The sequence below is a fragment of the Paludisphaera rhizosphaerae genome (genome assembly GCF_011065895.1).
Taxonomy (GTDB): domain Bacteria; phylum Planctomycetota; class Planctomycetia; order Isosphaerales; family Isosphaeraceae; genus Paludisphaera; species Paludisphaera rhizosphaerae.
Window position 1 is genome coordinate 312,033 of record NZ_JAALCR010000001.1, and the last position, 26,569, is coordinate 338,601.

Sequence of the window (26,569 nt, forward strand, 5' to 3'; positions counted from 1 at the left end):
GGTTCGCCTCACTCCGACCGCGCCTTCGCGATCGACGCGACCCGAGCATCGACGGCCCGGATGTAGCCTGCCGGAGCGAGAAACACCTGAACGCCCCGAATGCCCGCCGAGACGGAGATCACATCGAACAACTCGGCCGTTTCCTCAAGGTAGACGGGATACGCCTTCTTGCAGGCCATCGCCGTGACGCCGCCCCGGATGTAGCCGGTGAGCGGCTCAACCTCCTTGAGCGGCACCGTATCGACCTTCTTGTCGCCTGTCGCCTTGGCGATCGCCTTCAGGTCCAACTCGCAGTCCGCCGGGACGACCGCCAGGCAGACGCCGTGCTTGTCGCCCCGGACGACCAGCGTCTTGAAGACCTGCTCCGGAGGCAGGCCGACCTTTCGGGCGACCGACTCAGCCACGAGATCGTCGGGGTCGACCTCGTAGTCCCGTAGCTCGTAGGGAATTCCCAGCCGGTCCAACAGGCGCACGGCGTTAGTCTTCGCGATCGCCACCCCGATCTCCTCCGCGTCCCAATACTCTCTGGAATCCAGTTCCGAGAGCTTAACGGAGGGGACGCTCGGCGACCACTCAAGGACCTCGGCGCGACCGCCGGGCTTCGCGTTCGGCCTTGAAGCGTTCCAGGTCGGCCAGAACTTCGGGGTCGAAATCGAGGGAAGTGAACGGCTTCACCTCGGCTGAATCGACCTCGGGGAGTTCGAGCCGAGGCGTCGGCCTGGGAAACTGCGCGGCGCGGGCCTCGGCGACCTCGCCGTCGTTGATCTCGGTGGGGGCGACCTCGGCGGGAGCCTCGCCAAGACCATTATGGCGGATGTGCTCGACAAACCGTCGAACGGCCGGCGACTCCCAGATCTTGGGCGCTGGTTCGTACTTGCGGTTCCACTCGAGCGCTTTTGAGTCGGTGGTCATCTTGCCGACCCACTCGAATCGCGTGTCAAGGTCCGCGGCGTACTTTTGAACCCCGGCCGCCAGGAAGGCCGCCGCCAGCACACCCTTGGCACTTCCCAGCAAGAAGCCGGCGAATTGGTTGTCGCGACGGGCCTCCGTCTTTCCCGAGGCGTCCGGACGTCGAGCCAGCTTGATGAGCAGGGTTGTTACGCCCACCAGCACGATGTACGACGCGGCTGCCGATCCCCACCAGAGGATTCTATCCATCAGGGCGGGATCGACCTTCGGCAGTCGAGACAGCACGTATGGGCGGGCCTGGTCGCGCACAGGGTCGGCCAGGTAGAAGCAGGCTATAAAACCCGCGATCCGAACGGCCTGGCTGACGAAACCACGCAGCCAACCGCGGATCGCGGCGATCAGGACCACCGCCCCCAAGGCCAGGTCCACCCCCATAACCACCTCCTGAACCAAGCGCGGCGAAAACCGTCCGAGAAGGTATTCGCCGGCGGCGGCCCAATCTTGCATCCCCGGTGAACATCGCGAGCCGTGTCGGCTCTCATCGGTCGGGGCGAGGCGGAACTTGAGGAAATCGGGAAAAGGGACGGCGGCTCTTCGACTCAGGCCATTGTTAGTAGCCGAGCCCCTTCAAGTAGGCGACGCTGCGGGAGATCCGACGCTGACGTTCCTCCAGGCCAGGCTCCGGCTCGCCGCCGATCCCCTCGATCTCGATCGTATAGGCGCCCTTGTAGCCGACGCCGTCCAGAATCGAGCCGACGCGCGAGAAATCGACCGCGCCGCCGTCGCCGACCGCCGGGAAGTACCAGTCTTCGAAACCGCCTCGGTTGTCCTTCACATGGACGTTCCGGACCAGTTCCTTGACCTTCTCCAGCTCATCGCAGGGGTCGACGCCCGCGTTATAGTAGGCGATGTTCCCGGTGTCGAAGTTGAGCAGGACATGGGGGTGCCGGACTTCCTCCATCAGCGCGAGCATCGCCGCGGCGTTCTCGGTCGGCCCCTTATGGGTTTCCAGGGCCAGGGTGATCCCGACCTCAGACGCGGCGTCCCCCAGGTGACGGAGGGCCTTCACGACGGTTTGCCGTTGCTCGGCGTCCGCGGGTTGGCCGGCGCCCGTGACGCAGATCGGGACGTTGAACCAGCGGGCGGCGAATCGGATCCGGCGTTCGGTGATCGCCACGCCTTCCTCGGTGCGGATGTCCGCCCCGCCGACGTTGCAGCCGCTGATCTTCACCTGATGCTCGGCCAGCAGGTCGACGAACGCCTGGGCGGTGGCGTCGTCGGCCTTCTCGGTAACCACGGCCGATTCGGGGATCACCAGCCCGCCGAGGTTGTGCCCGCGCAGGGCCAGTTCCAGGTGGTTGATCCCCGCCTCGCGAATCATTCGCGCCGCGGTGCGGACGCCGTCGGGGCCGTAGCAGTTGGTAAAGCAGCTCAGAATACGGGCCATCGTCAAGGCTTCTCCTCGGCCTGGATCGGTTCCAGGGCCACGGGGAACTCGCTTTCGGGATCGACGACCCGGAGGGCCGTTCGGCCGTCCAGGACGTCCAGCAACAGGCGGCCGCACAACTCCCCGCGCCAGCCGCGGGCCAGTTCAGGACGGCCCCCTTCCGGGCAGCCGTCGAGCCGCCAGCGGATGAGTCGTTTGAGGTCGGAGTTGGTGGCGACGAGCGATCCGGCTACCCGATTCTCCAGGCAGCATTGGGCCAGCGCCGCTGCCAATAGGTTGGCGACCGTCGAAGCCCCCGGCGCGTCGTCGTGGCGGGGAGCCGGCTCGGGCAGCTGTTCGTCCGGTACGGCGCGGGCGGCCGCGATGGCAGCCAGGATATCGTCGGCTCGATTGATGAGCCCAGGCCGGTTGAAATCGCGAAGGGCTTCAAGGTCGCGACGGTTCCCAGGCATCCGCTTGGCGATGGCCACGACAAGGTCGTCGCGCATCACCTGGCGCATCGGGCGATTTTGCCGTCGGGCTTCGTTCTCGCGCCAGTGCGAGAGCTGACGTGCGGCTTCGAGGGCTCGACGGTTGAGATGCTGCAGCCCGGGAAGTCGACGCCAACGGTCCTCATCCGCACGCTGCTCGATCGCGTCCAGATAGTCCTGGAACTCGTCCTCCGCCCACGAGGACCGGCCCAGTCGCTCAAGCTCGGCCCCTAAACGGTCTCGAAGCTCGAGCAGGTAACGGACGTCGTCCAGCGCGTATCGCACCTGGGCCTGGCTGAGAGGGCGGCGCCTCCAGTCGGTGCGGGTCTCGCTCCCGGAGATGGTTACGCGAAGCAACTGGCCGACCAGGTTCGTGTGTGAAAGAGGGTAGCTGTAGCCGACCAGGCCGGCGGCGAGCTGGACGTCGAAAACCCGCTCGGGGAGTTCGCCGGTCCGCATCAGGCAGATCCGCATGTCCTCGCCGGCGGCGTGCATCACGACCTCGATCGCCGGGTCGAGGACGACTTCCCAGAAGGGCGTAAGATCGCCCACGGCCAGGGGATCGACGACGGCGAGCCGCTGCGACGTCGCCACCTGGATCAGGCAGAGAACCGGCTCGAAGGTGTCTTCCGACACGAACTCGGTGTCGAAGCCGAATCGGCCTTCGCCACGGACGTGCTCAATCAGTTCGAGCAGCCCGGCCGCCGTCGCGACGAGGCTCTCTTGGCGGGGGTCAGGCATGGGGATGGACGTCTTTCAAGAAAGCGAGGACGACGGCGTTGAACGCTTCGGGATCCTCATAGGGGGCGAGGTGGCCGGCGTGGGGGATGATCGCCAGTTGGCTGTTCGGGAGGGCCTCCGCAATTGCGCGGGCTTCCTCGGGAGGCGAAACGACGTCCTCCTGGCCCACGACGACCAACGTCGGTGCGATAATCTCCCCCAGTCGGTCTCGACGGTCGGGACGGCGGGCCATGCCGAGCAATGCTCCGATGACTCCCGAGGCCGAGGTCCGTTCCATCACTTCTTGCATCGCCGAGACGAGCCCAGGCCGATTCTGCAAGGTTGTACGGGCGAAGAGGCGTGGGATCATCGTCTCGACGACCGTCGCCGTACGGCCTTCCCTGGAAACGCTCTGCGCCGTTTCCTCACGAAGACGAGCAGCCTCCGGCGCGTCGGCCGCGGCGCGGGTGTCAGCCAGAATCAGGCCGCGAAGCCGGTTGGGATGCTTGAGCGCGAAGGCCAGTGCCACATAACCACCCATCGAAAGCCCGCCGAGGACGACCGGTTCGACGATCCCCAGACCGTCGAGCAACTCGGCGACGTCGTCGGCCATCTGATCCATCGTGTAGGTCCCGTCCGGCGCTGGAGACTCGCCGTGGCCTCGAAGATCCGGCGCGACGACCCGATGACTCGCGGACAGCGCGTGCACCTGAGCGTCCCACATCGCCCTGCTGAGCGGGAAACCGTGCAGCAACACGACGACCGGACCGGTCCCCTGATCGGTGTAAGCCAGCAGCATGGCCGCCCCTTCGCGAAGGTCAGCGCGACGTCCCGAACCCCCAGCGTGCACGCCATTCTAATCGACCAGTCCGCGCAACGCGAGCGGCCTGCCGACGCCCTCCGTGACGCTGGCGACGGTCGACGGATCCGCTAGAATGAAACGCCGCGGCGGCCGAAGCTCGTTCTGGCCGCCGATCCCTCCACTGCAGGATCGTCCCATGCCGACCCCGAACGAACTCTACGACCAGGCCGCCGACCTTCGCGACGCCGGCGACAAGGTGGGCGCCGTAGCCAAGCTGGAAGAGGCCGTGGCGGCCGATCCGGCCTTCGCCATCGGCCACGGAATGCTCGCCAAGCTGTACGTCGACCTCGCCGAAGCCGACAAGGCCATCAGCCACGCCCAGAAGGTCGTCGAACTGGAACCCGACGACCCGTTCAGCTATACGGCGCTCTCAGTGATCTACGTTCGCTGCGGAAAGATCCCCGAGGCTGAACACGCCAAGGCGATGGCCTGGCAAAAGCAGCACGGGTTCGAGGACTGAAATCGCCCGCCCCGGAGACGCCCCATGCGCCGCGCCTTGCTCGCCGTTTTCCTGATCGCTCAGCCGCTCGCCGCCCGCTCAGCCGAGCCGCCACGGCTTGACGCCCACCGCGACGAATTGCTCGCGCTGTATACCGACCTGCATTTGCATCCAGAACTCTCCATGCAGGAGGCTCGGACCTCCGCCCGGATCGCCGAGGAGTTGCAGAAGCTCGGCGCGAAAGTGACGACGGGGGTCGGCAAGTTCGGAGTGGTGGGGGTTTTGGAGAACGGCTCCGGGCCGGTCGTCCTGATTCGGACCGATATGGACGCGCTGCCGGTCGTCGAGGAGACGGGCCTGCCGTACGCGAGCAAGGCGAAGGGGATCGATCCTTCCGGCCGCGAGGTGGGGGTGATGCACGCCTGCGGCCACGACGTTCACATGACCAGCTTCGTCGCCACGGCGACCTGGCTGGCCGAGCACAAAGATCGTTGGAAAGGGACCGTCGTCCTGGTCGCCCAACCGGCCGAGGAGCGAATCCAGGGGGCGAAAGCCATGTTCGCCGACGGTCTATACACTCGTTTTCCCAAACCCGACTTCGCCCTCGCCCTGCACTGCAAGGCGGACGGGGCGGTGGGCGACGTCTATTTCCGACCGGGCCCGATGCTGGCCAACTCGACGTCGCTCGACGTCGTCATCCGGGGCCGGGGAGGCCACGGCTCCGCGCCCGACAAGTCGATCGACCCCATCGCCCTGGCCGCGCTGGCTGTGATCGATTTCCAGACGATCGTCAGCCGCGAAGTCTCGCCCCTCGATCCAGCCGTCGTCACCGTGGGGTCGATCCACGGCGGGACGAAGCACAACATCATCCCGGACGAGGTCAAGCTGGAGTTGACGCTGCGAGCCTACAAGGAGCCGGTTCGGCTGCACCTCATCGAAGGCGTCGAACGACGCGCGAAGGCTCTGGCCGCGGCGCATCGAGCGCCTGAGCCGTCCGTATCGGTCATCGAATTCACTCCGGCGACCATGAACGACCCCGGACTGGTGGAACGGGTCTCTCCGCTCCTGAAAAACGCCCTCGGCGACGAGCACGTCATCGTCGCCGACCCTGTCATGGGCGCTGAGGACTTCGCCCTCTTCGCCCAGGACGGCGTGCCGATCATGATGTTCTGGATCGGCACGGTTCCGCGGGAGCGGATCGAAGCCGCGAGGGCTGGCGGCTCCCCCCTGCCCGGCCTGCACTCGAACCGATACTACCCCGAGGCCGAGTCCAGCGTCGCCGTGGGTGTTCGTGCCATGACGTCGGCCGTGGTCGGTCTGCTGCCGCCCGGGGGGAAGCCATGATCGACGCGCCTCCGTATCTCCTGAGAGATCCCGAGTCGATCCCCAGTCCCTCGTTCCTGGTCTTTCGCGACCTCGTCGCGGGCAACCTCGACGCCATGATCAGGATCGCCGGCGGCGTCGATCGGCTGCGACCGCACGCCAAGACCCACAAGTCGGCCCGTGTGATCCAGATGGCCCTTGAGCGCGGGATCACGAAACACAAGTGCGCGACGATCGCCGAGGCCGAGATGCTCGCCGAGGCCGGCGCTCCGGACGTTCTTCTCGCCTACCCGCTCGTCGGCCCGAACGTCGGTCGCTTCGTCCGTCTCGCAGCCGCATTTCCTACCACCACCTTCCGCGCGGTGGTCGATGCGCCCGAGCACGTGCGGGCGCTTTCCGACGCGGCGGCGACCCTCGATCGCCCGATCCCAACCCTGATCGACCTCGACGTAGGCATGGGGCGCACTGGGATCGAGTCCGGAATCGGCGCCGAGGCGGTCTATCAGGAGATCGAGCGTAAGCCACACCTGGCGGCTGACGGCATCCACGCCTATGACGGTCACGTCTCGGAGAGCGATCCGGCGGTGCGGGCGCGCCGAGCCGAGGAAGTGCACGAGATCGTCGCCCAGTTCCGTGACCGGCTGAGCAGCCGAGGACTTCCCGTCCCCCGACTCGTGATTGGCGGGACGCCGGCGTTCCCGATGCACGCCGGCTTTGAAGCGCCCGGAGTGGAGTGCTCGCCGGGGACTGTGGTCTACCACGACTACAACTACAAGTCGCGTTACCCGGACCTGCCGTTCACCCCGGCCGCCCTGCTGCTGACGCGCGTGGTCAGCAGCCCCCGCGCGGGGCGCCTCTGCCTGGACCTCGGCCACAAGGCGGTCGCCGCGGACCCTGCGGGCTTACGGGCCTTCTTCCCCGCCCTGCCCGACGCGCGGCCCGTCGGCCACAGCGAGGAGCATCTCGTTCTGGAGACCCCGAACGCCGATCGTTTTCCGATCGGAACGCCGCTGCTCGCGATCCCTGCGCACGTCTGCCCGACGTCGGCCCTACATCGCAGCGCCCACGTCGTGGTCGACGGTCGAGTCGTCGACGAATGGGAGACCACCGCGCGAGACCGTCGACTGCGATTCTGATTCGTCAATCCTCGACGCGAACGTGCCGCACGTGGTTGTTCGCGAGCCACGACAGCATAGCGTCTTGCTCGTCGGTCAGCTCGACCTCGGCGGCCTTCTCGGTGTCCAACGGAGAGATCAGATAGAAGACGCCGTCCATCAGCCAGCGCGTGACTTCCTTACGGTCGAACCAGAATTCCCCCTCGTTGAGCTCCGGCATTTCCGGCGCGTCGGGACCGGCCTGGAAGTAGACGAGCTGTGCGCGGAGCCGATCCGAGAGAGGATAGGGAGCCAGCGTGGGATGATCGAGGGCGACCAGTCGCGATTGAGCCATCGTCGCTACTTCCAATCGTACAATTCGTGAACATCGGGGGTGTTGGTCCGCCCTGGAATCGGATGGACCGACCTGGATTGTCCAACGCCCCTGAGGGGTCGTCAAGCGAGCAAGGCAGACACCCGATGCGGTTGCCGAAAGGCGACGTATTCGACTTCGGTGATCCTCCGGGCCGCATGAGGAAAGACCGAGTCGACCAAACCAAGCCGGGCGGCTTCGACTCGATCGCCTGCAACGACCGCCGAACTCTTGAGCAGGATGAGACGGCGGGCGCCAAGTCGTTCCGCGATCCGCGCGGCGATCGAATCAGACGTCGTCTGCCACGAGAGCGGCAATGGATCGTCGCCGCTCTCGTCGATCTCCTCCAGATAGCGTCTCGGTGCGAGGATCGGCTGTCGAGCGGTCCGCCAGGCGTCGGCGATCTGGGGGAGGTTGTCGACGACGACCGCGTCAGCGATCAGGTACGACAACGACGCAGCAGAGACGTCCATCGCCCGCAAGGCCAGGCGATGGCACGATCGCTCGCCCAGGCCGTGGACCACATCGAGCGCCCTCACCGCATCGGCGAACGGCCCCCCGCCAGCGATCAGAACGACTCGGTCCGGCCGGACGTCGTCGGACCTGAGAAACGCCTGCAGTCGCTCCGACAACGCCGGCCAGTCGAAGAGGCTGCCGCCGACCTTGACGACGGTGATCGGCCGATCTTCAGCGGGCGTTGCCATGACTGCGCCCCCCGTCCCGCGCCAGGTCGATGAGAGCCCGCGCGCATGCAGCGTCCGACCCGTCCCGCCCCCACAAGTCGCCGATACTTCGGATCGTCCCGTGCGGGCCGACCAACGCCTCGGCCACGCGTCGCGCCAGGAATTCTCCCGACCCGGAAATCACAGCGGTCCTGGGTTCTCCAATCGTCGACGCGCAGGCTCGTCTCGCGGCAGCCGCCAGTCGGTCTCGCAGCGCGTCGTCGGCCGCCTGCGCCAGGGCCTCCACGTCGTCCGTCGAGCAGGAATCGCGATCGGCGCAGACCATCCTAGCCAGTCGTTCCAGGGCACGCTCTCGGGTGGCTGGGCGACCGTCGGCCGTCGATGAGTCCGACGGATCTGATGGAAGGTCGCCGAGGACCGTGTACACGTCGCGCGTGGTCGCGAAGAATTCGGCCGCCAGCCCGGTCGTCACCCCCTGAAACGGCAGTTCGACGGCCAGGGCGCAGACAGGCGTGCGTCCGACTCCGGCGTAAACCAACTCGCCGTTCGCGAGACGCTGGGCGTCGGTCCTCCCCCGCGCGGCGACTCTCCCGGCCGCAAGCGGAATCAAGTCGGCGGTCGTCGAGCCGATATCGATCAAGATCGCGGGCTCTTCGCCGGCAACCTGAGCCGCGATGCTCGCCAGAGCCAGCCAGTTCGAGGCGGCGGCGACGAGCGGAGTCGAACGGATCGATGCTTCGTCATGGAGTCGACCGTCCGTCCCCCAGAACAGGACGGGATGACCCGGCAAGGCCTTGAGGAGAGCCTGGACGATGTGGAGAACGCCGTCGCGCTTGGTCTCGAAGCAATCGCAAAGCTCAGCGGTCATCGTTGCCGCCACACGATCAAACTCCGGAAGTTTCGAGATCAGAGCGGCGATCGCCGAGCTGAGATTCTCGGGCTCCTTCCAGACCGGAAACGGCGACGACCGCACCTCTCCTCCGGAATGCGCCGCCTTGAGATTCGCGCCGCCGATATCGATCGCCAACCAGGAACAGCCGATTCCATCAGACAACCTCCGGCCTCCTTACTTCCAGTCGTGATGTCGGGAGATTCGTCCGTCCGCGGAGAAATCGATGGGCCCAGTGGTCCGAAAGTCCGGACAGGCCTTCTCGATGCTCAGATGCCATTCGTAGTCGTCCTGGAAGCAAGGGAAGTCCCAGGCCTCGGCCAGCTTGCCAGGCGGAGCGGCGTGGAGGAACCCCACGATCGATGTGGTGGGTCGGGGATTGAGCTCGAGGAAAACCGTTCGGCGTCGCTCAAAGTCGAAGATGAAATCCACCCCCACAAGCCCGCTCAAATCACGGACCGCCTTCACGGCCCGCATGAGCAGGTCGGCATCGACGTATTCCTCGGCGGGGAGGCGACCGCCCAGGTAGTGGAACCGATTCTGAGTCTGCTCGATCCGCTGGTCGCCCACCGTGAGCAGGAAAGGCCCGGCGAGCGGATGAACCAGGAAAAGCGCGCTCATCGGCCGCCCGGGGATGTATTCCTGTATGAGGCGGCGTCCTTCCCGCCCCGGGAGTCGGTTGACCTCGTCTCTACTCTCGACGAGAAACGTGTCGATCGACCCAGCGCCGTCGATGGGCTTCACGACGGCAGGAAACGGCCACTCCTCTGGAGGGGCGGCCCCCGGTTCGAGGACCTTCGTCCTTGGCGTCTCCAGGCCCACCCTGCGGAACCTTCGGGTCATTGAGTCCTTGTCGGCAGCGAGCGCCACAGCGCCGGCGTCGGAGCCTAGATGCGAGCAGCCCGATTTCTCAAGCCGCCTCGTCAGCGCCTCCAGGACTCCGTCCGTTTCGGGTGCGATCGGGACTGTATAATCGGCCTGTCTGGCCAGTGGGAACAGGTCGTCGATTGACCCGATGGCTACGGAATCCCAGGGGCCGTCGTCGGCTGAAACACGTGGATCTCGGGTGACGATAACGCGATGTCCAGGGCTGGCGGCGGCGAACTCGGCCGCGAGCGCCCGACGCATCGCGGCTCCCTCAGCAGCCAACGACTCCGGCAATTCCTCGCCGATCATGCCGCCGCCCGTGATGTGCTCGTAGATCAGGATCGTGAGGGGGACGGGTTCCATCATGGCTTCGGATTTCCAACTCGTGCCCGTGCTCGACGTCTTGAACGGTCGTGCCGTTCTCGCCGTCGGCGGCGAACGCTCGCGCTATCGGCCTGTCCGCAGCATCTTACACGCCGGCTGTGATCCTCGGAATCTGGCCCAGGCGTTCCGCGACGAACTGAACGTCTCCACGGTCTATGTCGCCGATCTCGACTCGATCACACGTCGCGAACGCAACGGCTCGCTCTACGATGACCTTCTCAGCTTCGACCTGGATGTCTGGATTGACCCCGGACTTCGGGACGCGAACGACCTGCGAGGTCTCCCCACAAGCGAGCGACTCCACCTCATCGCCGGAATGGAATCACTGGCGTCTCCTCGTGCGCTCACTCAGATCCTCGATCAGACCGGACCCGATCGCCTGATCGTGAGCCTGGACCTGCGCCAGGGTCGGCCGATCCTGGCGAACCCGGAGGCGTGGGAGTGCGACGACGCCGCAGCGATTGCGTCCAGGATCATCGCGATCGGCGGCCGCCGTCTCATCCTGCTGGATCTCGCGCGAGTCGGACGAGGTTCGGGGACCGGGACGAACACCTTGTTCGCCGAGATCCACGCGGCCCATCCCGACATCGAGGTCGCCGTTGGAGGCGGCGTCGCGTCGATGGCGGATGTCCTGCAGTCCCGAGAAATCGGTGCGGCGGCGGTCCTGGTGGGCTCAGCCCTACACGACGGCCGGATCGGCCGCCAGGAGGTCCGGCTGCTCAGGGCCTGACTAGGGGACCAACTCAACCTCGGCCGACTGGCCGAAGCACTCTTCGACCTCGACCCGAACCGCCTCGGGGTCAGCCCATCCACGGGCCTTCATTTCCTTCAGAAGTCGCCTCGCTATGTAGTCCGCGAGCAGTTCGGAAGTGGTGTTGACGAGGGGAAGAACGACGCACTCCTCGGTTGGGAAGCTCCAGAAGCGGTCGCGGTAGCGAGCGACGGTATTGGAGCCCTCGACGGCGACTCGAATGAGGGGGCTGTCGGCGGGAAGGAGCATACGGTGGTCGAGTTCGTCGACGATCGCCCGGGTCATGTCTCGCAGGGCGATGAAGTCGACCACGTAGGCGTTGACGTCCAGAGGGCCGTCGACCTCGACGGCCACCCGATAGTTGTGGCCGTGGATCCGCTCGCACGTGTCGCCGTCGAAAGTGATGAAATGGCCCGACGAGAAGACGAGGTAATCCTTGGTGACCCGGACCTTGAAACGCGATGACGGCACGGCGGCTTCCTCGAACTCGATTATGAGGCGGCAGGCCCGACCGCCCAGAAGGACGAGCCGGCGGCACGCGGAAGCTTGATTGTCCCGTCGCGGAGGGCGGCGAACAAGACCGCCGCCGTCAGGTCGGCCGTTGCTCCCGGATTGCGACGGTGGCCGTCCGACCGCAACCAGTCATCGAGATCCTGCAAGGCGGCGAAGGATCGCTCTCCCTCCGGCCAGCCGGAGGCAAGGACGCTGCGCGCTCGCGCCGAAGCCTCGTCGGCCGCGACTCGGCCCAGCTTTCGAGCGATCAGAGTGTCGGGATAGGTTGAGAGCAATTCGAGGTACGCGCCGATGATCGCCGTTTCGAGTGGTCGCTCAGCCCCCAGATGGCGACGGAGGGTCGGCAAACCCTCTCCCAGGATTTCCTGATAGCCGTTCGAATACTGCCTGGCGATGGCGTCGCGGTCGGCTGCGATCCGCATCGCGTCGAGCAGCGTGACCGTTGGTTCATCGGCGACATCCTGGTCGTCCGACCGCCCGAGCCCCCCCGGGTTCGCCAGCCGAATCGCCTCGTAAACGAGGCGGGCGTCGTCGATCGTCGTCGCGGCGAGAACGCGTGGGAGTCCAGCGGCCAGCTCTTCCTCGGCGGGGACTGCGGCCATGGGGGCGAGAAGGAGAATCATCCCGAGGTTCGCGTTCGTGGCCACGAGGTGCCTCGTTGCCTTCACCGCACCGAGAACAGCCGCGCCTATCCCCTCCGATCGGGCGCGGTCGAGCGGGGCCGCGATCGCGGAGGCGGCGAGGAGAAAGTCGAGATGGTCGAGATCCCGGAAGTCGGCGTCGCGATGGACGTTCCCCGGCTTCCGGGCCGAGACCTCCAGGAGGCAGGCCGTCTGCGCCATCATGCCGGGCGACAGGTCGTTCATCGGGCGGCCTCGCGAAGTGCAGCCAGGATTTCGGCGGCCACGTCGATCCCCGTAGCCCCGGCCAGGGCGCGCCAGCCTGGAACGGCGTTGACCTCGATCAGAAGCCGCGTTCCCGCGTCCACGTCCTCAATCAGGTCCACGCCGGCGAAGACCGCTCCGACAGCCTCGGCGGCGACGACGGCCAACTGCGACGCCTCGGCGTCGGGCTCCCACGCTTCGGCTCGTCCGCCGATCGCGACGTTCGTGCGCCACTCGCCGTCGCAGGCGGTCCGCCGCATGGCGGCCAAAACTCGGCCCTTCAGCACGAATAAGCGAAGATCGTGGCCGGGGTGTCGGATCCAGCGCTGGAGGTAGATCGCCGCACCCATCCGTTCGATCGTATGGAAGCATCGCCAGGCCATTTCGCGATGCTCAACGCGCATCAGTCCCCGCCCTTCCGAGCCGAAGAGAGGCTTGACCACGACGTCGCCGCCGAGGGCCTCGAAGGCCGCGATCGCCTCCTCCGCCGTCTGGCCGACCCACGTTGCGGGGACCGGAAGCCCGCGCCTCTCCAGCAGGCTGAGAGTAAGGTACTTGTCGACGGCCGCCTCGACGGCTCGCGGAGGGTTCCAGACGGGTACGCCTGCCGCCGTCAATCGGTGAAGCGCGTCCATGCGAAAGACGACCTGCTCCAGCGTCCCCGGCGGCATCATTCGAACCAGCACGCCGTCCATGTCGTCGAGACAGATCCCTCCCGCCTTGACCGCAGACCCGGCGAAACCGATCGACGCATTGACGTCCGCGAACGGCAGCGCACGCAGTTGGACGCGCTGCGCATCCGCTGCCCGTAGCAGGTCCTCGACGTGCCAACCGTAACCGGAGACCAGGGCTGCAAAGGTAGGCATGGGGCGTCGATCAGCCCCAGAACGATTGCGCGACGATCTCGGGCTTCGGAGCCCCGAAGACCTGCGTGCGTCCCGTCTGAATGTTCTGGAAGACGACCTCGGCCGGACTGAAGAGGTGCGGATCCACGGCGTAGAAATCGTTGTTGTAGCGGGCGAAGATCGCGGCGAACGGTTCGCCGAAGTCCCGCGAGGCTGACGAGGGGACGCCAGGCCCAACGCTCTGGAGCGACTCGTCGTCGCCGGTGACGTGAAGGATGACGCGAGCCCCGTAAAGGATGGCGTCATTCGTCCGGCCGATGGCCGCCAGATCGTCGCGGGCGACGGGCGGCATGGGGGCCGACCCCTGGGCCGAGACGACCCGCGACAGGTCGAACCTCAACTCCGCCAGCTTGTGCAGAGCCGTCTCGATCGAGCGGGCGACGATCTGGAGTCCACCCGCGAGGCTCGCCGTTGGTGCGGCCAGGAGCGTCACGTTATAGGGTTCGACGCCGCACTCCTTGGCGATCTTCGCCACGATCTCGGGCGGCGGGGCCTTTCGCGTCTCCAGCACGCCCACGATCGTGTCGGAAAGCTCGCGGCAACCGATCGTCTCGAAGATCGGCTCGCCTGCGCGCACGGCTCGCATCGGGCCGGAGCCCATCGCGAAGAACTTCCCCTCTGACAGAGCCCAACCGGCGTACTGGCTCGCCAGGCAGGCGTGGACGGGGTGGTCGGTCCAAATCTGGACCACCGGCGTGGCGCGGCCGGCGGCCTCACCCATGACGATTGAGACGTCCGCCAGGCCGCCAAGGCAGACCCGCGCCAGGTCGAGTCCAGCCTGAAGTCCACCCTGGCTCTTGATCCCGCAATCGATGAAGAGACCGCCGCCGTCGATCTCGTGGGCGGCGATCCGGCGCTCGTCGGCGCCGGCCCTCATCGTCTCGACGATCTTCGCGGCGCGGGCGTTGAGGTTGAGGGGGAGCATCGGGAGGGTCTCACGCGGGCGGGACGACTTTCAGGACAGGCCGAGGCGTCGGCGTCAGGATCTCACCCTGGCCGCCGATCGCCAGGTCGCCATTGTAGCGATCGAACGACGCCGACGACATGGACGAGGGGAGATCGAAGCCGTGCTCCGCAAGGTAAGTCTGGTAGGCGACCAGATAGGGAAAGGCGAAGCCGCCCGCCGAGACGAACGTCGGCGGGACCAGCGACGCTGCACTGGTCTCGACCCCCAGAAGCACCAGCGTCCCCCGCTTCATGCCGAAGCCCGGCGATTCTCCGACCTGACCACAGGCGAAGATGGTTCCGGCGATCATGCTCCTCCCCAGGCCGCCGCCGACTCGACCGCGGACGGCGATCACCCCCCGCCGCATCATCAAGCCGACGTCGCGCCCCGCATCGCCTTCGACGAGGATCAACCCCTCCCGCATCCCCCTTCGGCTTCCGGGATAGGCCGCACCCAGACCGTCTCCGACACGACCCCGAATTCGGAGAACTCCGCCGCTCATCTCGGCCCCAGCCCAGTCGCGGCAGGCTCCATCAAGCTCGGCCAGACCGCCGGACATCTCGGCCGCGAATCGGTAGCCCACATCGCCCCGAACCGATAAGGTTCCGCCTGACATTCCTCGGCCGATCGCCGAGACGTTGCTCAGATCGCCTTCCACGACCAGCCGATCGTCGCCGGGGTCGCCCTCGAGTTCGAACAGGTCGCCCAGTTCGACCGTTGTATTGCCGACGCGCAAAGCGATGCGGGCGGCGTCGGTCGACGTCCGCCCGCGGAAGGTTTCGGGCTTGAGCGGCGAGCCGTCGACCGGGAGGCCGGTCGACGCCCGCCATCGCAACTTCAGCGGCATGATTCAAGACTCGTGGCCGTGGCGTTTCGCCGAGGGATGGACGACCTCGTCTCCGTTCACTTCCTGCATGGATCGCGATCGAGCCTCGTGGGTGACGAGATCGGCGCTGATCATCGCGTCACGCATCTGGGTAGAGAGCTCGTTCAGGTTTCCAGGAGTGTGAGGGATGAGGATCGTGTTGCTCCGCGAGGTCGCCCCGATCTCCTTGAGCGTGTCGAAGTACTGGGTCATGAGCACGAGGTTCATGACGTCCTGAGCGCTGGTGCCGGGGACGCTCTTCTGGAACTCGTCGACCGACTCCCGCAGGCCCTCGACGATCGCCCGACGCTGATCGGCGATGCCACGTCCCTGGAGGGCCTTGCTCTGGGCCTCGGCCTCGGCGGCCTTGACCTTGAGGATCCGGTCGGCTTCGCCTTTCTCGGTCGCGGCGATCCGCAGCCGCTGGGCCGCGTTGATCTCGTTCATCGCATCCTTGACCTTGCGGTCGGGCTCGATGTCGGTCACCAGGGCCTTCACGATCCCGTAGCCGAAGTCATACATGACGTGAGCCAGTTCGTTTTTCACGGCGTCGGCGATCTCGTCCTTCTTCTCGAACACGTCGTCGAGTTTGAGTCGCGGGACCCTGGCCCGGACGACGTCGAAGACGAACGCCGACATCTGGGTGTGCGGGTCCGACAGCTTGTAGTAAGCGTCGTAGACCTTGTCCGGCAGCACGGAATACTGGACCGAGACGACGACATGCACGAAGACGTTGTCCTCGGTCTTGGTTTCGACGCGGACGTCGAGCTGCTGCACTCGCAGGTTGATCCTTCCCGCGACCGTCTCGACGATCGGCAGCTTGAAGTTCAGCCCGGGCAGACCGACCCGCGTGAATCGGCCGAACCGTTGTACGATGGCGGCCGACTGTTGCTGGACGGTGAAGCACGGGCCGAAGATCAGGAACAGGATGAACCCGAAGAACAGCAGAATCGCAACGGCGAGTACGTACTCCATGGGACCACCCTTTCCCTCGATGCATTTCTTTGAGAAGCCTAAGGTTGCGACGCCTGTGCGGCGGTCGCCTCCTCTTCCCTTTCAGCCATGAACACCATAATCCATGGCACGCGTCTATTCGCCTGGTTCACTCCTTTCTTACCGGAAACCGACTCCCGATTCCGCCGATTTCGACCGGCTTCACGAGTTCAGGACGTCGTGCAGCCGAATGTGGAAGGGGCCGAGCTTGCCCCCGTAATTGCCCGAGGTGATCGCCACAAGTCCCCGATCGCCCCGGACGGCGGCCCGGACGCCCTCCGCCGTGGCCCGTTCGACGGCCTCCAGCGTGAGCCCGTCAATCACGATCTCGTAAGCGCAACGGACGTCCGCCGGCAATTCGGTCGGGACGAGGCCCCGGAGGCTTGGCGCGAAGGCCGTGTTGGTGCTCGCGCGGAGCGCCTTGTACTTGCTTCCCACCTTAGAGCCCGATCGAGCGATGCCCCCCGGAAAAGGAAGGATTACGCCTTCGATCGTCCGCATCACGGCGGCGGCCTCCTCGGCGGCGGCCAGCACGCCGGCTGGGTCCGTCCCCATCATGATGATGTTGCCGCCGGCCACGCCCTTGGTCGTGCCGAAGACCTCCTCGCAGACGAACTCGCCGTCCATCACGGGGATCCGCCAGTAGCGACGTCCCGCGAGACGTTTGGAGATCTGCCAGCCGTCGCCGAAGTATCGCAGCCGGCCGCCGACGATCACCGTCTTCTCACCCGCGGTCAGGCCGTTGTAGCAGGCGGTCGTTGGGCAGGTCATGACGCACTGACCGACCCGATTCACGAGCGCCTTCTCCAGAGCCTCGCGACTGAAAGCGAACGCCAGCAGCGAGACCCCCGGCCGGCCGTCGGGGGTCTCGCTGGTGGAAAGCCGGCGCTCGACGGCCACCTCGGCATCGCAGCCGATGACGCTCGTGGCATAGCCCGAGACCGTTCGGCCGGCGATCTCGGCCCATCGGGTCGAGTCGGCCGTCACGACGAGCCGCGCCGCGGTCATCGGAAAGGCCTCGGCGAAGGTATCCACGATCGTCACACCGTCAAGGATCATGGCCGAGCCCCCACCCGTGCGACGGGCGTCGGGCTTGCAAGATCGTCGAACCTCAGCCCAAAGTTCGCTGGATGGAACGACGCCCCTTCCGCGAGCCTCGCCGATAATTCACGCCGCGATTCAGGGGAGACATCCAACTCGGTGAACAGCGTGACGCCTCCCGGCGCCGACCGAAGCTCGCCGACCTCGACGATGATCTCTCCCCCCTTCACCACCCAGCGGGGGAAGGCGAACATCCGTCGCCGGTCGTCGTCGGGCATGTAGATCGTCACGTCTCCATCGGCCCCAGGACCGAGATGCCCCTTGCGGTCGAGCCCCAGGATCCGCGCCGGACCGGCGCGGGTGACGACGGCGATCTCTCGCAGCGTGTACTCGCGTGAAAGGTCGCCGAGCGAGGTCCGCGAGCGAACCTTCTCGGGAAGCCGGGCCATGACCTCATCGCGAAGATTCTTGCTCATCAGCAGGGCGACGACATCGGGGTAGGCGCGAAAGGAGGCGCCGTTGGGATGGTCGGTCGACATCGCGACCTTCCACGGGTCGTCGACGCGCAGGAACCACTCCAGTCCGATCGCCCACTGAAGGGCGTGGATGAAGTTGCGATCCTCGTAGACGATGGGCGAAACGCCGCAGCCGTCCTCCTGTTCGACGTCGTGGTTGTACCACTTGCGACCCAGGAGGTTCGCCAGATAGTGGCCGGTCGGGCCATCGGCCGTCATGCTGGTCGTCTCACCGAACATCACCTGGCCGACGTCCACGGTGATTCCCTCGTGAGCGTTGACGTACCCCGCCAGCGGCCCCACTTCCGAGCCGAAGTCCGCCGGCCTGTCCGGGGTTCCGCCGTAACTGTGGAACTGAATGTGGGCCATATGGACTCGTCGACCGTCGAGGGCCTGCATGCCCTCCAGGGTCTGTTCCCAGTTGCCGGGGAGACCCAGATTCAGGCCATGGAAATGGAGCGGATGCGGCAGCCCGAGCGTGTCGACGGCATCAGCGAGCGCGACGACGACGTCACGCGGAGTTACTTCGAAATGGTCGACGCAGTCGTCCCACTGGGCGATGCGCGAGCCTCCCAGCTTCCATTGCTCGACGCCGCCTGGATTCACGGCCTTCACACCGAACCCCTTGGCGGAGTCCAGCAGCCAGGCGACCGTTCGGCGAACGCGTTCGGGATCGCGTTCTCGGACGGCGTCGAGGATCAGGTGGTTGTTCCCCATCAGGACGAGCATCGCCTTGTCGATGAGCGGTACGTCGGCGAACTCGGCGTGGGCCTGCCGCGCTCCCAGGGGAGGGATCGCTGCGTCGACCGCCGTCGTGTATCCGAGCCCTGCGTAGAGGTAGCCGGTCGTGAACGAACTCGGGACGCTGCCGATCGTCCCGGAGCGGAAGTCCCGCCACCGTCGCATCACCCGATCCTCGCCTCGACGCTCCTCGGGCCGCATGATCCGCGCGGCGTTCACCTTCGAGCCAGCGACGTGCGAATGGACGTCCACGCCGCCCGGCATCACGATGCAGCCGCGGGCGTCGATCGTCCGGTCCGCCCTGGCGTCAGCATCGGTCGGCGGCGCTACGATCCGACCATCCTGGATCCAGACGTCGCCCACGACGTCGTCCGCCCTGTTCCTGGGGTCGATGATTCGACCTCCAGCGATCTTCAGAGTGCTCATTGGCTTGCCCCCGCCTTCGACGCGGCGACGGCCCGCTCGATTCGGTCAAGCCATTCCTGCGCGCCAGGCGAAGATCGCGGCCGGAACGCCCGGACGGGCAATACGACACCATCGACTCTGGTGAACGTCCCCGAGTCGTCGACGCCCGCGGTACCCGCCGGAAGGGCGACGTCGGCCCGGTCGAACGCCTGACTCCTGGGAGAGCCGATGAAGATCCAGGGGCGAGATTCAAGCGCGTCATGAGACGGCTCGGGCACTTCGCCGAGCACCAGAGCGGCGTCGAACTCCCCCGTGGCGAGCCGTCCCGCAGCCGAAGTCTCGCCTGGCAACGATTCAGGAAACCCTGCCGCGAAATCGACCCCCGGAGTGAATCCCGACTGCCAGCCCAGCACCCCTTCCGCCCCATGCGAATTGCCCGGTTCGCCGAGTCCAAGGGCGACGAACCTCGTTCCGCGGGCGAGTTCACGAACCAGGGCCGTCACCGCGTGATGCCGCCCCTCGGCTCCTTCCGCGCCCGCCCGCCCCGCGAACGCCCCGTAGAACCAGGCCCCGTAGCGAGCGCCCCGCAACACCTTCACGAGAGTCTGAAGGTCGTCGATGCGATGGCCGGTCGCCTCTTCAACACGATCCGGCTCCAGTTCACAACCTCGTACGAGGGCTCTCAGGACGTTCAGAAGGTTCAACTCCCGTCCTCGCTCGATCCTCACGAAGTGATCGGCGAGTCGCGCTGTCGGCGTCTCATCCACGTCGAATACGATGACGCGACGCGATTCTCGGCCTCCGGGGACGAAACGTCCCACGGCGTCGATCGAGTAACGCTCGAAATGACGCGGATGAGTGGTCGCCGGGTCACAAGCCCAAAAGACGATGACGTCCGCCCGCGCCTTCACTTCCCCGAGCGTCGCCCCGACCGCCCCCACGCGCTGCATTGCTGTGATTCGCGCCCAGGCTGCAGAGGCTTCACCGATCTCAAGCGTCGCGCCGAGCCGGTCCGCCAAGCCGACGACCTTCCGGACGGTCTCGTTCGTCGACCGCTCCAGACCCACAATCACTGGGGCTTGGGACTCCCCGAGGATTCGCGCGCACTCGCTGACAGCCTCCTCGATCGTGACGTCCCTTCCCTTCCTTCGGGGCGACGCTGAGTCCTCGGGAATCGTCGGCACGCCGATCAAGATTGGACGCGCCATGTCGCAGGCGTTACGAGCTTCGACGACGCGACCGGACTCCACCTCCAGCAAGATGTCGTCGCAAAGACATCCGCAGAGGGTGCAGGTGAAAGGCGCTTCGGCCGAAGCGAGATCAATCTCGTCCTTCAACGTCATGGGCGAATCGTCATCCGCGAGCAGGTTTTCCTCAATCGAAGCCCGACCGATCGGCTGTGCTGCCATACGCCCGAACATACCATGCCCTCGCGATCGTCTCCATCGCCTGAGGGCGTTGAAGGAGCCTCAAGGTTCGCATACACCGGCTTCGACCTCGACGAAGAGCGAGACGCAGGTCCAATCAGCAAACTCGGCGCATCTTGCTCAGTCTCGATGACCGCTGGAATCCCTACCTCGCTCTCGAAGTCCAGCCAAGTCTCAAAGAAGTCGGACGGCAGCTCATCCGAAATCAAGGCCATTGAAGACGCAGGATGCGTCGACTCGACCCGCCCAATTCCGCCCCGAAGGGCGCTCCGATCCCATCGACATAAGCTGTGCCGACAGGAAGGTGCACAATGAGCCGGAACGCATACACCAAGGTTCTCATCCTCTTAGGCACGCTATGGGGCGGCGCAGCCGGCTCGAATATGCACCAGGTGGCTGCCCAGGAAGCCGAAGTTGCTCCCGCCGTGGGAGATTTCTCAAGCCTGGCGGGGGACCTCTCGTCCACGCCTGCGTTTATCGATCCCAGGATGCAGCAACCTTCTAATAGCCCTGCAGGAACGACCGCCACTTACGGGCCTCGGGTCGAGATGGGTTTCTTCGACACGATCGCAGAGTCGCTCCTTGGCGACGCCTACGCTCAGGGGAGTTGGCACCCGCTCCGTCTTGGAACCTTCTTCAGCGAGGGCTGGCTCGAGCCCTAGGCCGGGGGCCCGGACGGACAGGACGGTCTCACACCTCGCCACGGGTGGTTAGGCTCCTTCGAAGGCGTGTTCTATCGACTCTGGCTCGTGAATTTCGGCTACTCGAATAGTCTCTCGAAGCCGTATGGGGGGAGTGCTTACACGGGTACGTACGTCGTCTTCCTCCCATTCAGCCGCCGGTTCGAGCTCTCCTTCAACGTGCCGTTCGTGGTCGCGAATGGGACCACGGACACAAAGCGCGGCTATCGGTTGGACTTCGGTGATCTCGCCGTGACCGCGAGGTTCCTCCTTAGAGAGTCCGAGGCTTTCACGGACACGTTCAATCTCGCGGTGGTGAATCCAACCGGCCATCCCGACACCGGCGGAAGACAGATGTCGATCTTCCCGAGGTACTCCTTCTGGTACAACCCTGGGGGTCCCTGGGTCGTCCGAGGTGGGACCGGCGTGAACATCCCGCTGAACAAGAACGACCAGCGGCCGGTCACCGGGATCACGCCCGGTGGAAATCCCCTCTTCGGCGAATCCCCCCTACAAACTGCGTACTTCGCAGACGTTGCGATCGGCCGCTATTTCCGACCTCACGACGTGCCGTTTGGCGATCTGGTGTTTTACGTGAACGCCAATATCGTCGTCCCGTTCGAGGACAGCCAGCAAGGGACCTACTTCGGGGTGGGCCCCGGAACTCGGTTCCAGATCGCGAAGGACTGGTACTTCCTGAATTACTGGGAGGTGCCTGTCGTCGGGCCCACCCCCTTCGTCTACCAGATGCAGACGGCGATTCTAAAAGTATTCTAATTCGGCGGGGCCTGCCGACGAGGGGGCATGAAACATCCCGCGACACAACCCTCAGAGCCCCCATTGATGATCAGACTCCGGAGGCGCAGCGCTTTTCCGAGTCGACTTCGACGTCTCTCCGGAAGAATCGGAACGATTCGGTAGATCCGATTTTATCCCGGCCGCCCCCATAACCGATACCTACGTCGTGCGGGGTCGGCCCGAAGGTTCGGTGTTGCCAGTCGTAAGCTTGGAGGGAGCATATGTCCAACCGGCGCAGGATCGCGGCGATCCTCCTTGCTCTCGCGAGCTGGATCGTCGAGAAGCAGACGGTCGCCCAGGAAGCGCCGGCGATGCTCTTCGAGGACCCCGCGACCGGCGCGGATGCTCCTGAAGCCGCCGCCGGGTCGACGGCCGGCTCGGTTCCGGCGGCTCCGGCCGCCCCAAATCCCTACGCGGGCGATCTGATGACCCGCTATCGGCTGACCGGCGATTGGTGGGGGGCCCGATCCGCCCTCGCCGAAAGCGGTCTGACTTTCGATCTGTTCGACACTCAGTTCTACCAGGGGGTGGCGAGCGGAGGTCAGACTCAGAAATTCCGGTATGGCGGAAAGATCGACTATCTCTTCAACCTTGACGCCGGCAAGCTCAACGTCTGGCCGGGGTTCTTCACGACTCTCCACGCCGAGACCCGGTACGGGAGCGACGTGAACAATATCGATGGGTTGCTCGCCCCATCGAACCTGCCGATGAACTTCCCGAAAGCGAACACGAATATCACGTCGATCACGGGTTTGAAGTTCACGCAGATGATCGGCCAGAACCTGGCCCTTTACTTCGGAAAGATCAACAGTCTGGATGAGTACGGGTTCCGATACTCGCCAGGGCTTGGGACCAACCGGCCTGGCCTGGAAGGATTCTTGAATACCTCGCTGGTATTCAATCCGATCGTCGCAAGAACCGTCCCCTATTCCACCATTGGAACCGGATTTGCTTTCCTCCGCGAGGGCCAGCCATGGCTCTCGCTTTCAGTCTTCGATCCTGAAGAGCGGGCGGCGACGTGGGGCGGAAACTTCTTCGCTCGCGGCGTGGTGTTGGTGCCAAATCTGATGCTCCAGGGCAAGCCCCTCGGCCGGCCAGGAAAGCTCAACTTCGGCGGAACCTGGAGCAGCGCCCAGTACAGGTCCTTCGATCCGGCTTCCTATTTAAGCCTTCCGCCGCAATTGATTTTCGACGAGCGCTTTTCACCGAAAGAAACGGGGTCCTGGTCGCTCTACACCAACTTCTACCAGGCCCTCTGGGTGGACGAGCAGGACGAGTCGCGAACCTGGGGCGTCTTCGGTCAGTTTGGGATCTCAGACGGAAACCCGAATCCGATCAAATTCGTGGCAAACGGCGGCATCGGCGGCAGAAGCATAATTCCCGGACGAACACTCGACACATTCGGAGTCGGATACTTCCATCTGGGATTGAGCAACAACTTCAAGACCCTGTCCCGACCGTTCCTGCCTCAGGGGGATGAGTACGGCGGCGAACTCTTCTACAACGCCGCTCTCACGCCGTGGGCTCGGTTCACTGTCGATCTCCAGATCGCACGTCCGAGCACTGTCCAGTATGACACCGTGATTATCCCGGGAATCCGTCTTCAGATTCTGTTCTGATGCGGCTTCGATAAGCTCTGCCTCGACCGTCCGTGCCGCAGGCCATCAATCCTCCTCCGCGGCGTGCGGTCCGCCTCCTCCTCCATTTGTTCTCGCCCCCCTGCCGGCGGGATGACCTTTGCCCTGCCAGACGTGAGACCCCCGGAGACCGGCCTGGCCCAGGGCCTAGCCATCATCCGGACGGAGAACGATGTCGCATCGACGTATCTCGTTTAGGTCAATGCTCTTGCGACCCTCGGCGACAGCGGGTTCTCCTGGTTCGCGTGGTTGATCGCCCAAACATCACGGCGAAAAGCCCGAAAATGTCCGCACGTGGTAGACTCGACTCAGACGGGTGAGGATTCATGAAAAGGTAATGGGGCCACCGTCCGACTGCTCGTCGCGTGTCCCGCCTTGACGTGACTCCCCTCTTGGATTTTGGCGCCGTCCCCTGCTCGCCATCCAGCTTTCGGCTTGAGCTGATGGGACTTGAATTGATCGACACCTGCGATTCAACGTTCCGACGTTCGAGAGGCTGCTTTGATGAGCCGCATTGGACTTGCGCTTTCAGGCGGGGGATTTCGAGCCACGCTGTTTCATCTTGGCATACTTCGATTCCTTCGCGACGCCGGGGTTCTCTCTCGGATCAGTGACATCACGTCGGTCTCTGGGGGGAGCGTCGGTGCCGCTCATCTGGTGCTGAACTGGCAGCGATACACCGGCTCAGCCGAGGAGTTCGACGAAGCCGCCGGCGAATTGATCCGCTTCATTCGACTCGACGTCCGTAACCGAATCGTCAGACGCTTCCCGGCGGCCGCGGCGGGGAACGCCTTTCGCTTGCTACTCGGTCTGGGCCGCAGTCGCCGCTGGACGAGACCTGGGTTGCTGGAGGCGCAATACGAACGCCATCTATATGGCGACAAGTGTCTCTACGAACTCCCCGCGATGCCGCAGCTTCAAATGCTGTCCACCAATCTGAACGAAGGCTGTCTCTGTTCATTCACGCGGTCAGGCCTTCTGGTCGAGCGGAGAAATGCGGGCGGCGGAACCAACTTTGAGCTGATGCCGACGACGCTGGCGACGATCCCCATGGCGGTGACGGCGTCTTCTGCATTTCCGGGGTTCTTTCCGCCGTTGCAACTAACTGCCCACGATGTAGGGCTTGAAGAGGGCGGGTTCCCTCCCCACCTGTTCACCGACGGAGGCGTTTACGACAACCTCGGCATCCGCATGTTCCGCCACATCCAGAACTCCTGGATCGGTCAGGATGCGCCATTACGGGCCGACGATTTCGTCGACCTGGAAGCCGCCAATACAGCCTTGACGGCTGCCGTGGACTCCGAGGCCGAGAGCCCCCTGGGGAGACTCGGGAGGCTGGCCAGGATTCGGTCTGAGGAGCAACGAGACCAGCACCGGACCTCGTCGGAAGATCTGCCGCAGAATCTCTGGAATGTTATCGTCCACAACAAGCTCTATTGTGAGAGAGCATTCCTTGACCTGCCGTTGGAAGATGAACAGGCGGCAGCCTTGCTCAATCTAACCAAGCGCGACCGTGTCCTTGAGATGGGAGACCATCTGAGGCTGAATCGCGCTCTGGTTCAAGCAGCCTTTCGCGCGGCTGGTGTGAAACGTCTCTTGAAGTCGACCAACATGAAATTTGATGCGGTCATTGTCAGCGATGCTGGCAAACCGTTCGCCGTGTCGCGCCGGACCAAGGCCGGTGGACTTCTCGGCGTCGCCCTTCGTTCGACCGACATCGTCATGGACCGTGTTTGGCAATTGGAGCTGGACCACTTCGGTTCTGAACCTGATTTCCTCTTCGCCCTCATGACCAAAACGGTTGAGTTGGCGGACGACCCGTGCGCGCTTCATCCTGAAATCCAACATCAGGTTTCTGGTGTACGAACCGACCTCGACCGATTCAGCGACCTCGAGATCAGCGCGCTGATTCGACACGGATACGGCGTCATGCGCAGTGTGTGCCGTACCCGACCGGATCTCTTCGGCGAACACCTTCCCAGCGGTCCTCCCTGGGACCCCATCCGTCAGACGCCTGAATCGTCGTCGACATTGTCGGCCAGCCTCGTCACTCGGCAGGCGCGGGCTCTCCAGGCTTCGTCGAATCGCAAGATATTCTCGCGGCTCTTCAGCATCCGAGATTGGCCCTCCTACCTCCACGTTCCGCTCTTGCTGGCAGCGACCGTCGGCTTGCCGTATTTCGGTTATCGCACCTACAAGAATGCAAGCCGATCCGAGATGATCGTGAACGCGATCACCTACAGCAATCCTGATTTTCAACTTGTATTACAACTCGCCCGCAACAATTCAATTCCAGGCGAATGGACGTCCCTCAAGGCCGAAGATGTCGCCGAGTTGACGCCGGTCGGTTTCAACGGGTTTCGGCTCGTCACCGACACTCGCATTTACGACTTACGCTCTTGGAACCCGGAAACGACGGCCGACGGTTCGAGTCGTGTGGTCTCCTATCGCCGACTTCAGGTACGTCGCCTCCCACCGAACCCAACTGCAGCCGGACCTGGATCAAATCAGCCCGCGAACAAGTTTCGTCTCCAACAGTTCGGCATTCACAACAATGTACTGGTCCGCTGCGATGCCAAGGCATTGCAGCCGATCCTCCGAATAGCGCCTCATGTCACGGCCGCCGGCCTGAGCGGCTTCCTCTATGAAATCGAGTTCGATCTCTCCTCGGTTCCTGAAGGCCAGGACTTCGCGATCGGCTTCGAGGTCACGGAGGGATCCGCAATCCTCGGTCCGATTGATCCCGAAATGAGGCTCGAGTTTCCCATTTTAGCCCCGACGGATGTTGCCACTATGTGGGTATTACTTCCGGAGACGCATCCTTCACGAAACTTTTCCGTCATCGGCTATGACCCGGCCAATCCCGTCAATGTCAAGTCGATTACACCGACCTATGACTTTCGAATGGCTGACGGCTCCCTGCTCGGCTGGATGCTGGTCGCCCCGCGAGACGGACACATGTACGAATGCCGATGGCCATGGAAGGTTGAATGAGGCCCCTCGGCCCG

26 protein-coding genes are annotated in these 26,569 nt (G+C 64.7%); 8 read left to right on the plus strand and 18 right to left on the minus strand.

Annotated features, from left to right (window positions below):
* Positions 1-8: 8 nt before the first annotated feature.
* The 5 genes from ybaK to G5C50_RS01320 all read right to left on the minus strand — a co-directional run bounded on the left by ybaK (position 9) and on the right by G5C50_RS01320 (position 4,345).
* Entirely contained in the window at positions 9-497 is a 489-nt protein-coding gene (ybaK, locus tag G5C50_RS01300; protein WP_165063856.1) for a Cys-tRNA(Pro) deacylase, read from the minus strand.
* A 76-nt stretch (positions 498-573) separates the two neighbouring features.
* Positions 574-1,344, minus strand: a complete 771-nt coding sequence (locus tag G5C50_RS01305) for a CvpA family protein (protein WP_165063858.1) — start codon at positions 1,342-1,344, stop codon at positions 574-576.
* Positions 1,345-1,519: 175 nt separating this feature from the next.
* Complete coding sequence (locus tag G5C50_RS01310) at positions 1,520-2,356, minus strand: sugar phosphate isomerase/epimerase family protein (protein ID WP_165063860.1); 837 nt, start codon at positions 2,354-2,356, stop codon at positions 1,520-1,522.
* A gap of 2 nt (positions 2,357-2,358) precedes the next feature.
* Positions 2,359-3,567 carry a ribonuclease D gene (locus G5C50_RS01315; RefSeq protein WP_165063862.1) on the minus strand — a complete coding sequence of 403 codons (1,209 nt, stop codon included), beginning with the start codon at positions 3,565-3,567 and terminating at the stop codon, positions 2,359-2,361.
* A complete protein-coding gene (locus tag G5C50_RS01320; RefSeq protein WP_165063864.1) occupies positions 3,560-4,345 on the minus strand; it encodes an alpha/beta fold hydrolase in 786 nt (261 codons plus the stop codon). The genes G5C50_RS01315 and G5C50_RS01320 overlap by 8 nt, the downstream gene beginning before the upstream one ends.
* Before the next feature lie 199 nt (positions 4,346-4,544).
* On the opposite strand from G5C50_RS01320, the gene G5C50_RS01325 reads away from it, so the two are divergent.
* Genes G5C50_RS01325 through G5C50_RS01335 form a run of 3 tightly spaced genes read left to right on the plus strand, consistent with a single transcriptional unit; the run spans position 4,545 to position 7,306 of the window.
* On the plus strand, positions 4,545-4,868 hold the full coding sequence (locus G5C50_RS01325) for a tetratricopeptide repeat protein (protein ID WP_165063866.1): 324 nt from the start codon (positions 4,545-4,547) through the stop codon (positions 4,866-4,868).
* A 24-nt stretch (positions 4,869-4,892) separates the two neighbouring features.
* Entirely contained in the window at positions 4,893-6,191 is a 1,299-nt protein-coding gene (locus tag G5C50_RS01330) for an amidohydrolase (RefSeq protein WP_165063868.1), read from the plus strand.
* Positions 6,188-7,306, plus strand: a complete 1,119-nt coding sequence (locus G5C50_RS01335; RefSeq protein ID WP_165063869.1) for a D-TA family PLP-dependent enzyme — start codon at positions 6,188-6,190, stop codon at positions 7,304-7,306. The genes G5C50_RS01330 and G5C50_RS01335 overlap by 4 nt, the downstream gene beginning before the upstream one ends.
* 4 nt (positions 7,307-7,310) lie before the next feature.
* On the opposite strand, the gene G5C50_RS01340 is transcribed toward G5C50_RS01335, so the two are convergent.
* The 4 genes from G5C50_RS01340 to G5C50_RS01355 all read right to left on the minus strand — a co-directional run bounded on the left by G5C50_RS01340 (position 7,311) and on the right by G5C50_RS01355 (position 10,442).
* Positions 7,311-7,619 (minus strand): hypothetical protein, encoded by a 309-nt coding sequence (locus tag G5C50_RS01340; RefSeq protein ID WP_165063871.1) that lies wholly within the window; start codon positions 7,617-7,619, stop codon positions 7,311-7,313.
* 101 nt (positions 7,620-7,720) lie between these two features.
* The gene (locus G5C50_RS01345; protein ID WP_165063873.1) at positions 7,721-8,341 is read right to left on the minus strand and encodes an amino acid kinase family protein; all 621 of its coding nucleotides are present in this window, start codon (positions 8,339-8,341) and stop codon (positions 7,721-7,723) included.
* Positions 8,325-9,374 carry a hydantoinase/oxoprolinase family protein gene (locus tag G5C50_RS01350; protein ID WP_165063875.1) on the minus strand — a complete coding sequence of 350 codons (1,050 nt, stop codon included), beginning with the start codon at positions 9,372-9,374 and terminating at the stop codon, positions 8,325-8,327. The genes G5C50_RS01345 and G5C50_RS01350 overlap by 17 nt, the downstream gene beginning before the upstream one ends.
* A 12-nt stretch (positions 9,375-9,386) precedes the next feature.
* Positions 9,387-10,442, minus strand: coding sequence for an ATP-grasp domain-containing protein (locus G5C50_RS01355; RefSeq protein WP_165063877.1), 1,056 nt, complete (start codon positions 10,440-10,442; stop codon positions 9,387-9,389).
* On the opposite strand from G5C50_RS01355, the gene G5C50_RS01360 reads away from it, so the two are divergent.
* Positions 10,441-11,190 (plus strand): HisA/HisF-related TIM barrel protein, encoded by a 750-nt coding sequence (locus G5C50_RS01360; RefSeq protein ID WP_165063878.1) that lies wholly within the window; start codon positions 10,441-10,443, stop codon positions 11,188-11,190. The genes G5C50_RS01355 and G5C50_RS01360 overlap by 2 nt on opposite strands.
* Here G5C50_RS01360 and G5C50_RS01365 read toward each other — a convergent pair whose 3' ends face one another.
* The 9 genes from G5C50_RS01365 to G5C50_RS01405 all read right to left on the minus strand — a co-directional run bounded on the left by G5C50_RS01365 (position 11,191) and on the right by G5C50_RS01405 (position 20,362).
* Positions 11,191-11,682 (minus strand): 6-pyruvoyl trahydropterin synthase family protein, encoded by a 492-nt coding sequence (locus tag G5C50_RS01365; protein ID WP_165063880.1) that lies wholly within the window; start codon positions 11,680-11,682, stop codon positions 11,191-11,193.
* Positions 11,683-11,702: 20 nt separating this feature from the next.
* On the minus strand, positions 11,703-12,590 hold the full coding sequence (locus tag G5C50_RS01370; protein WP_165063882.1) for a triphosphoribosyl-dephospho-CoA synthase: 888 nt from the start codon (positions 12,588-12,590) through the stop codon (positions 11,703-11,705).
* Entirely contained in the window at positions 12,587-13,474 is an 888-nt protein-coding gene (locus G5C50_RS01375) for an ATP-grasp domain-containing protein (RefSeq protein WP_165063884.1), read from the minus strand. The genes G5C50_RS01370 and G5C50_RS01375 overlap by 4 nt, the downstream gene beginning before the upstream one ends.
* 10 nt (positions 13,475-13,484) lie before the next feature.
* On the minus strand, positions 13,485-14,438 hold the full coding sequence (mch, locus tag G5C50_RS01380) for a methenyltetrahydromethanopterin cyclohydrolase (protein WP_165063886.1): 954 nt from the start codon (positions 14,436-14,438) through the stop codon (positions 13,485-13,487).
* Positions 14,439-14,448: 10 nt separating this feature from the next.
* Positions 14,449-15,306 (minus strand): formylmethanofuran dehydrogenase subunit C, encoded by an 858-nt coding sequence (locus tag G5C50_RS01385; RefSeq protein WP_165063888.1) that lies wholly within the window; start codon positions 15,304-15,306, stop codon positions 14,449-14,451.
* Positions 15,307-15,309: 3 nt separating this feature from the next.
* Positions 15,310-16,299 (minus strand): SPFH domain-containing protein, encoded by a 990-nt coding sequence (locus G5C50_RS01390; protein ID WP_165063890.1) that lies wholly within the window; start codon positions 16,297-16,299, stop codon positions 15,310-15,312.
* Positions 16,300-16,479: 180 nt separating this feature from the next.
* Positions 16,480-17,376, minus strand: coding sequence for a formylmethanofuran--tetrahydromethanopterin N-formyltransferase (gene fhcD, locus G5C50_RS01395; protein WP_165063892.1), 897 nt, complete (start codon positions 17,374-17,376; stop codon positions 16,480-16,482).
* Positions 17,373-19,040 carry a formylmethanofuran dehydrogenase subunit A gene (locus G5C50_RS01400; RefSeq protein ID WP_165063893.1) on the minus strand — a complete coding sequence of 556 codons (1,668 nt, stop codon included), beginning with the start codon at positions 19,038-19,040 and terminating at the stop codon, positions 17,373-17,375. The genes fhcD and G5C50_RS01400 overlap by 4 nt, the downstream gene beginning before the upstream one ends.
* Complete coding sequence (locus tag G5C50_RS01405; protein WP_165063895.1) at positions 19,037-20,362, minus strand: formylmethanofuran dehydrogenase subunit B; 1,326 nt, start codon at positions 20,360-20,362, stop codon at positions 19,037-19,039. The genes G5C50_RS01400 and G5C50_RS01405 overlap by 4 nt, the downstream gene beginning before the upstream one ends.
* Before the next feature lie 395 nt (positions 20,363-20,757).
* Between G5C50_RS01405 and G5C50_RS01410 the strand changes: the two genes are divergently transcribed.
* From G5C50_RS01410 to G5C50_RS01425, 4 genes are all read left to right on the plus strand, one after another.
* The gene (locus tag G5C50_RS01410) at positions 20,758-21,108 is read left to right on the plus strand and encodes a hypothetical protein (protein WP_165063897.1); all 351 of its coding nucleotides are present in this window, start codon (positions 20,758-20,760) and stop codon (positions 21,106-21,108) included.
* Between the two features lie 87 nt (positions 21,109-21,195).
* On the plus strand, positions 21,196-21,903 hold the full coding sequence (locus tag G5C50_RS01415) for a transporter (protein ID WP_165063899.1): 708 nt from the start codon (positions 21,196-21,198) through the stop codon (positions 21,901-21,903).
* 242 nt (positions 21,904-22,145) lie between these two features.
* Positions 22,146-23,543: a carbohydrate porin gene (locus tag G5C50_RS01420; protein WP_165063901.1), complete on the plus strand. Its 1,398-nt coding sequence runs from the start codon at positions 22,146-22,148 to the stop codon at positions 23,541-23,543.
* A gap of 522 nt (positions 23,544-24,065) precedes the next feature.
* Entirely contained in the window at positions 24,066-26,555 is a 2,490-nt protein-coding gene (locus G5C50_RS01425; RefSeq protein WP_165063903.1) for a patatin-like phospholipase family protein, read from the plus strand.
* The last annotated feature ends 14 nt before the right edge of the window (positions 26,556-26,569 follow it).

Bases quoted from the DNA above. Each gene is read 5' to 3' on its own strand.
- G5C50_RS01330 (WP_165063868.1), top strand. From the start codon at position 4,893: ATGCGCCGCGCCTTGCTCGCCGTTTTCCTGATCGCTCAGCCGCTCGCC.
- G5C50_RS01420 (WP_165063901.1), top strand. From the start codon at position 22,146: ATGTCCAACCGGCGCAGGATCGCGGCGATCCTCCTTGCTCTCGCGAGC.
- G5C50_RS01360 (WP_165063878.1), top strand. From the start codon at position 10,441: ATGGCTTCGGATTTCCAACTCGTGCCCGTGCTCGACGTCTTGAACGGT.
- G5C50_RS01325 (WP_165063866.1), top strand. From the start codon at position 4,545: ATGCCGACCCCGAACGAACTCTACGACCAGGCCGCCGACCTTCGCGAC.
- G5C50_RS01335 (WP_165063869.1), top strand. From the start codon at position 6,188: ATGATCGACGCGCCTCCGTATCTCCTGAGAGATCCCGAGTCGATCCCC.
- G5C50_RS01385 (WP_165063888.1), bottom strand. From the start codon at position 15,306: ATGCCGCTGAAGTTGCGATGGCGGGCGTCGACCGGCCTCCCGGTCGAC.
- G5C50_RS01375 (WP_165063884.1), bottom strand. From the start codon at position 13,474: ATGCCTACCTTTGCAGCCCTGGTCTCCGGTTACGGTTGGCACGTCGAG.
- G5C50_RS01320 (WP_165063864.1), bottom strand. From the start codon at position 4,345: ATGCTGCTGGCTTACACCGATCAGGGGACCGGTCCGGTCGTCGTGTTG.
- G5C50_RS01390 (WP_165063890.1), bottom strand. From the start codon at position 16,299: ATGGAGTACGTACTCGCCGTTGCGATTCTGCTGTTCTTCGGGTTCATC.
- G5C50_RS01310 (WP_165063860.1), bottom strand. From the start codon at position 2,356: ATGGCCCGTATTCTGAGCTGCTTTACCAACTGCTACGGCCCCGACGGC.
- G5C50_RS01425 (WP_165063903.1), top strand. From the start codon at position 24,066: ATGAGCCGCATTGGACTTGCGCTTTCAGGCGGGGGATTTCGAGCCACG.
- G5C50_RS01340 (WP_165063871.1), bottom strand. From the start codon at position 7,619: ATGGCTCAATCGCGACTGGTCGCCCTCGATCATCCCACGCTGGCTCCC.
- G5C50_RS01400 (WP_165063893.1), bottom strand. From the start codon at position 19,040: ATGAGCACTCTGAAGATCGCTGGAGGTCGAATCATCGACCCCAGGAAC.
- G5C50_RS01370 (WP_165063882.1), bottom strand. From the start codon at position 12,590: ATGAACGACCTGTCGCCCGGCATGATGGCGCAGACGGCCTGCCTCCTG.
- G5C50_RS01355 (WP_165063877.1), bottom strand. From the start codon at position 10,442: ATGATGGAACCCGTCCCCCTCACGATCCTGATCTACGAGCACATCACG.
- G5C50_RS01405 (WP_165063895.1), bottom strand. From the start codon at position 20,362: ATGACGTTGAAGGACGAGATTGATCTCGCTTCGGCCGAAGCGCCTTTC.
- G5C50_RS01345 (WP_165063873.1), bottom strand. From the start codon at position 8,341: ATGGCAACGCCCGCTGAAGATCGGCCGATCACCGTCGTCAAGGTCGGC.
- G5C50_RS01410 (WP_165063897.1), top strand. From the start codon at position 20,758: ATGAGCCGGAACGCATACACCAAGGTTCTCATCCTCTTAGGCACGCTA.
- mch (WP_165063886.1), bottom strand. From the start codon at position 14,438: ATGCTCCCCCTCAACCTCAACGCCCGCGCCGCGAAGATCGTCGAGACG.
- G5C50_RS01315 (WP_165063862.1), bottom strand. From the start codon at position 3,567: ATGCCTGACCCCCGCCAAGAGAGCCTCGTCGCGACGGCGGCCGGGCTG.
- G5C50_RS01305 (WP_165063858.1), bottom strand. From the start codon at position 1,344: ATGGGGGTGGACCTGGCCTTGGGGGCGGTGGTCCTGATCGCCGCGATC.
- fhcD (WP_165063892.1), bottom strand. From the start codon at position 17,376: ATGATCCTTGACGGTGTGACGATCGTGGATACCTTCGCCGAGGCCTTT.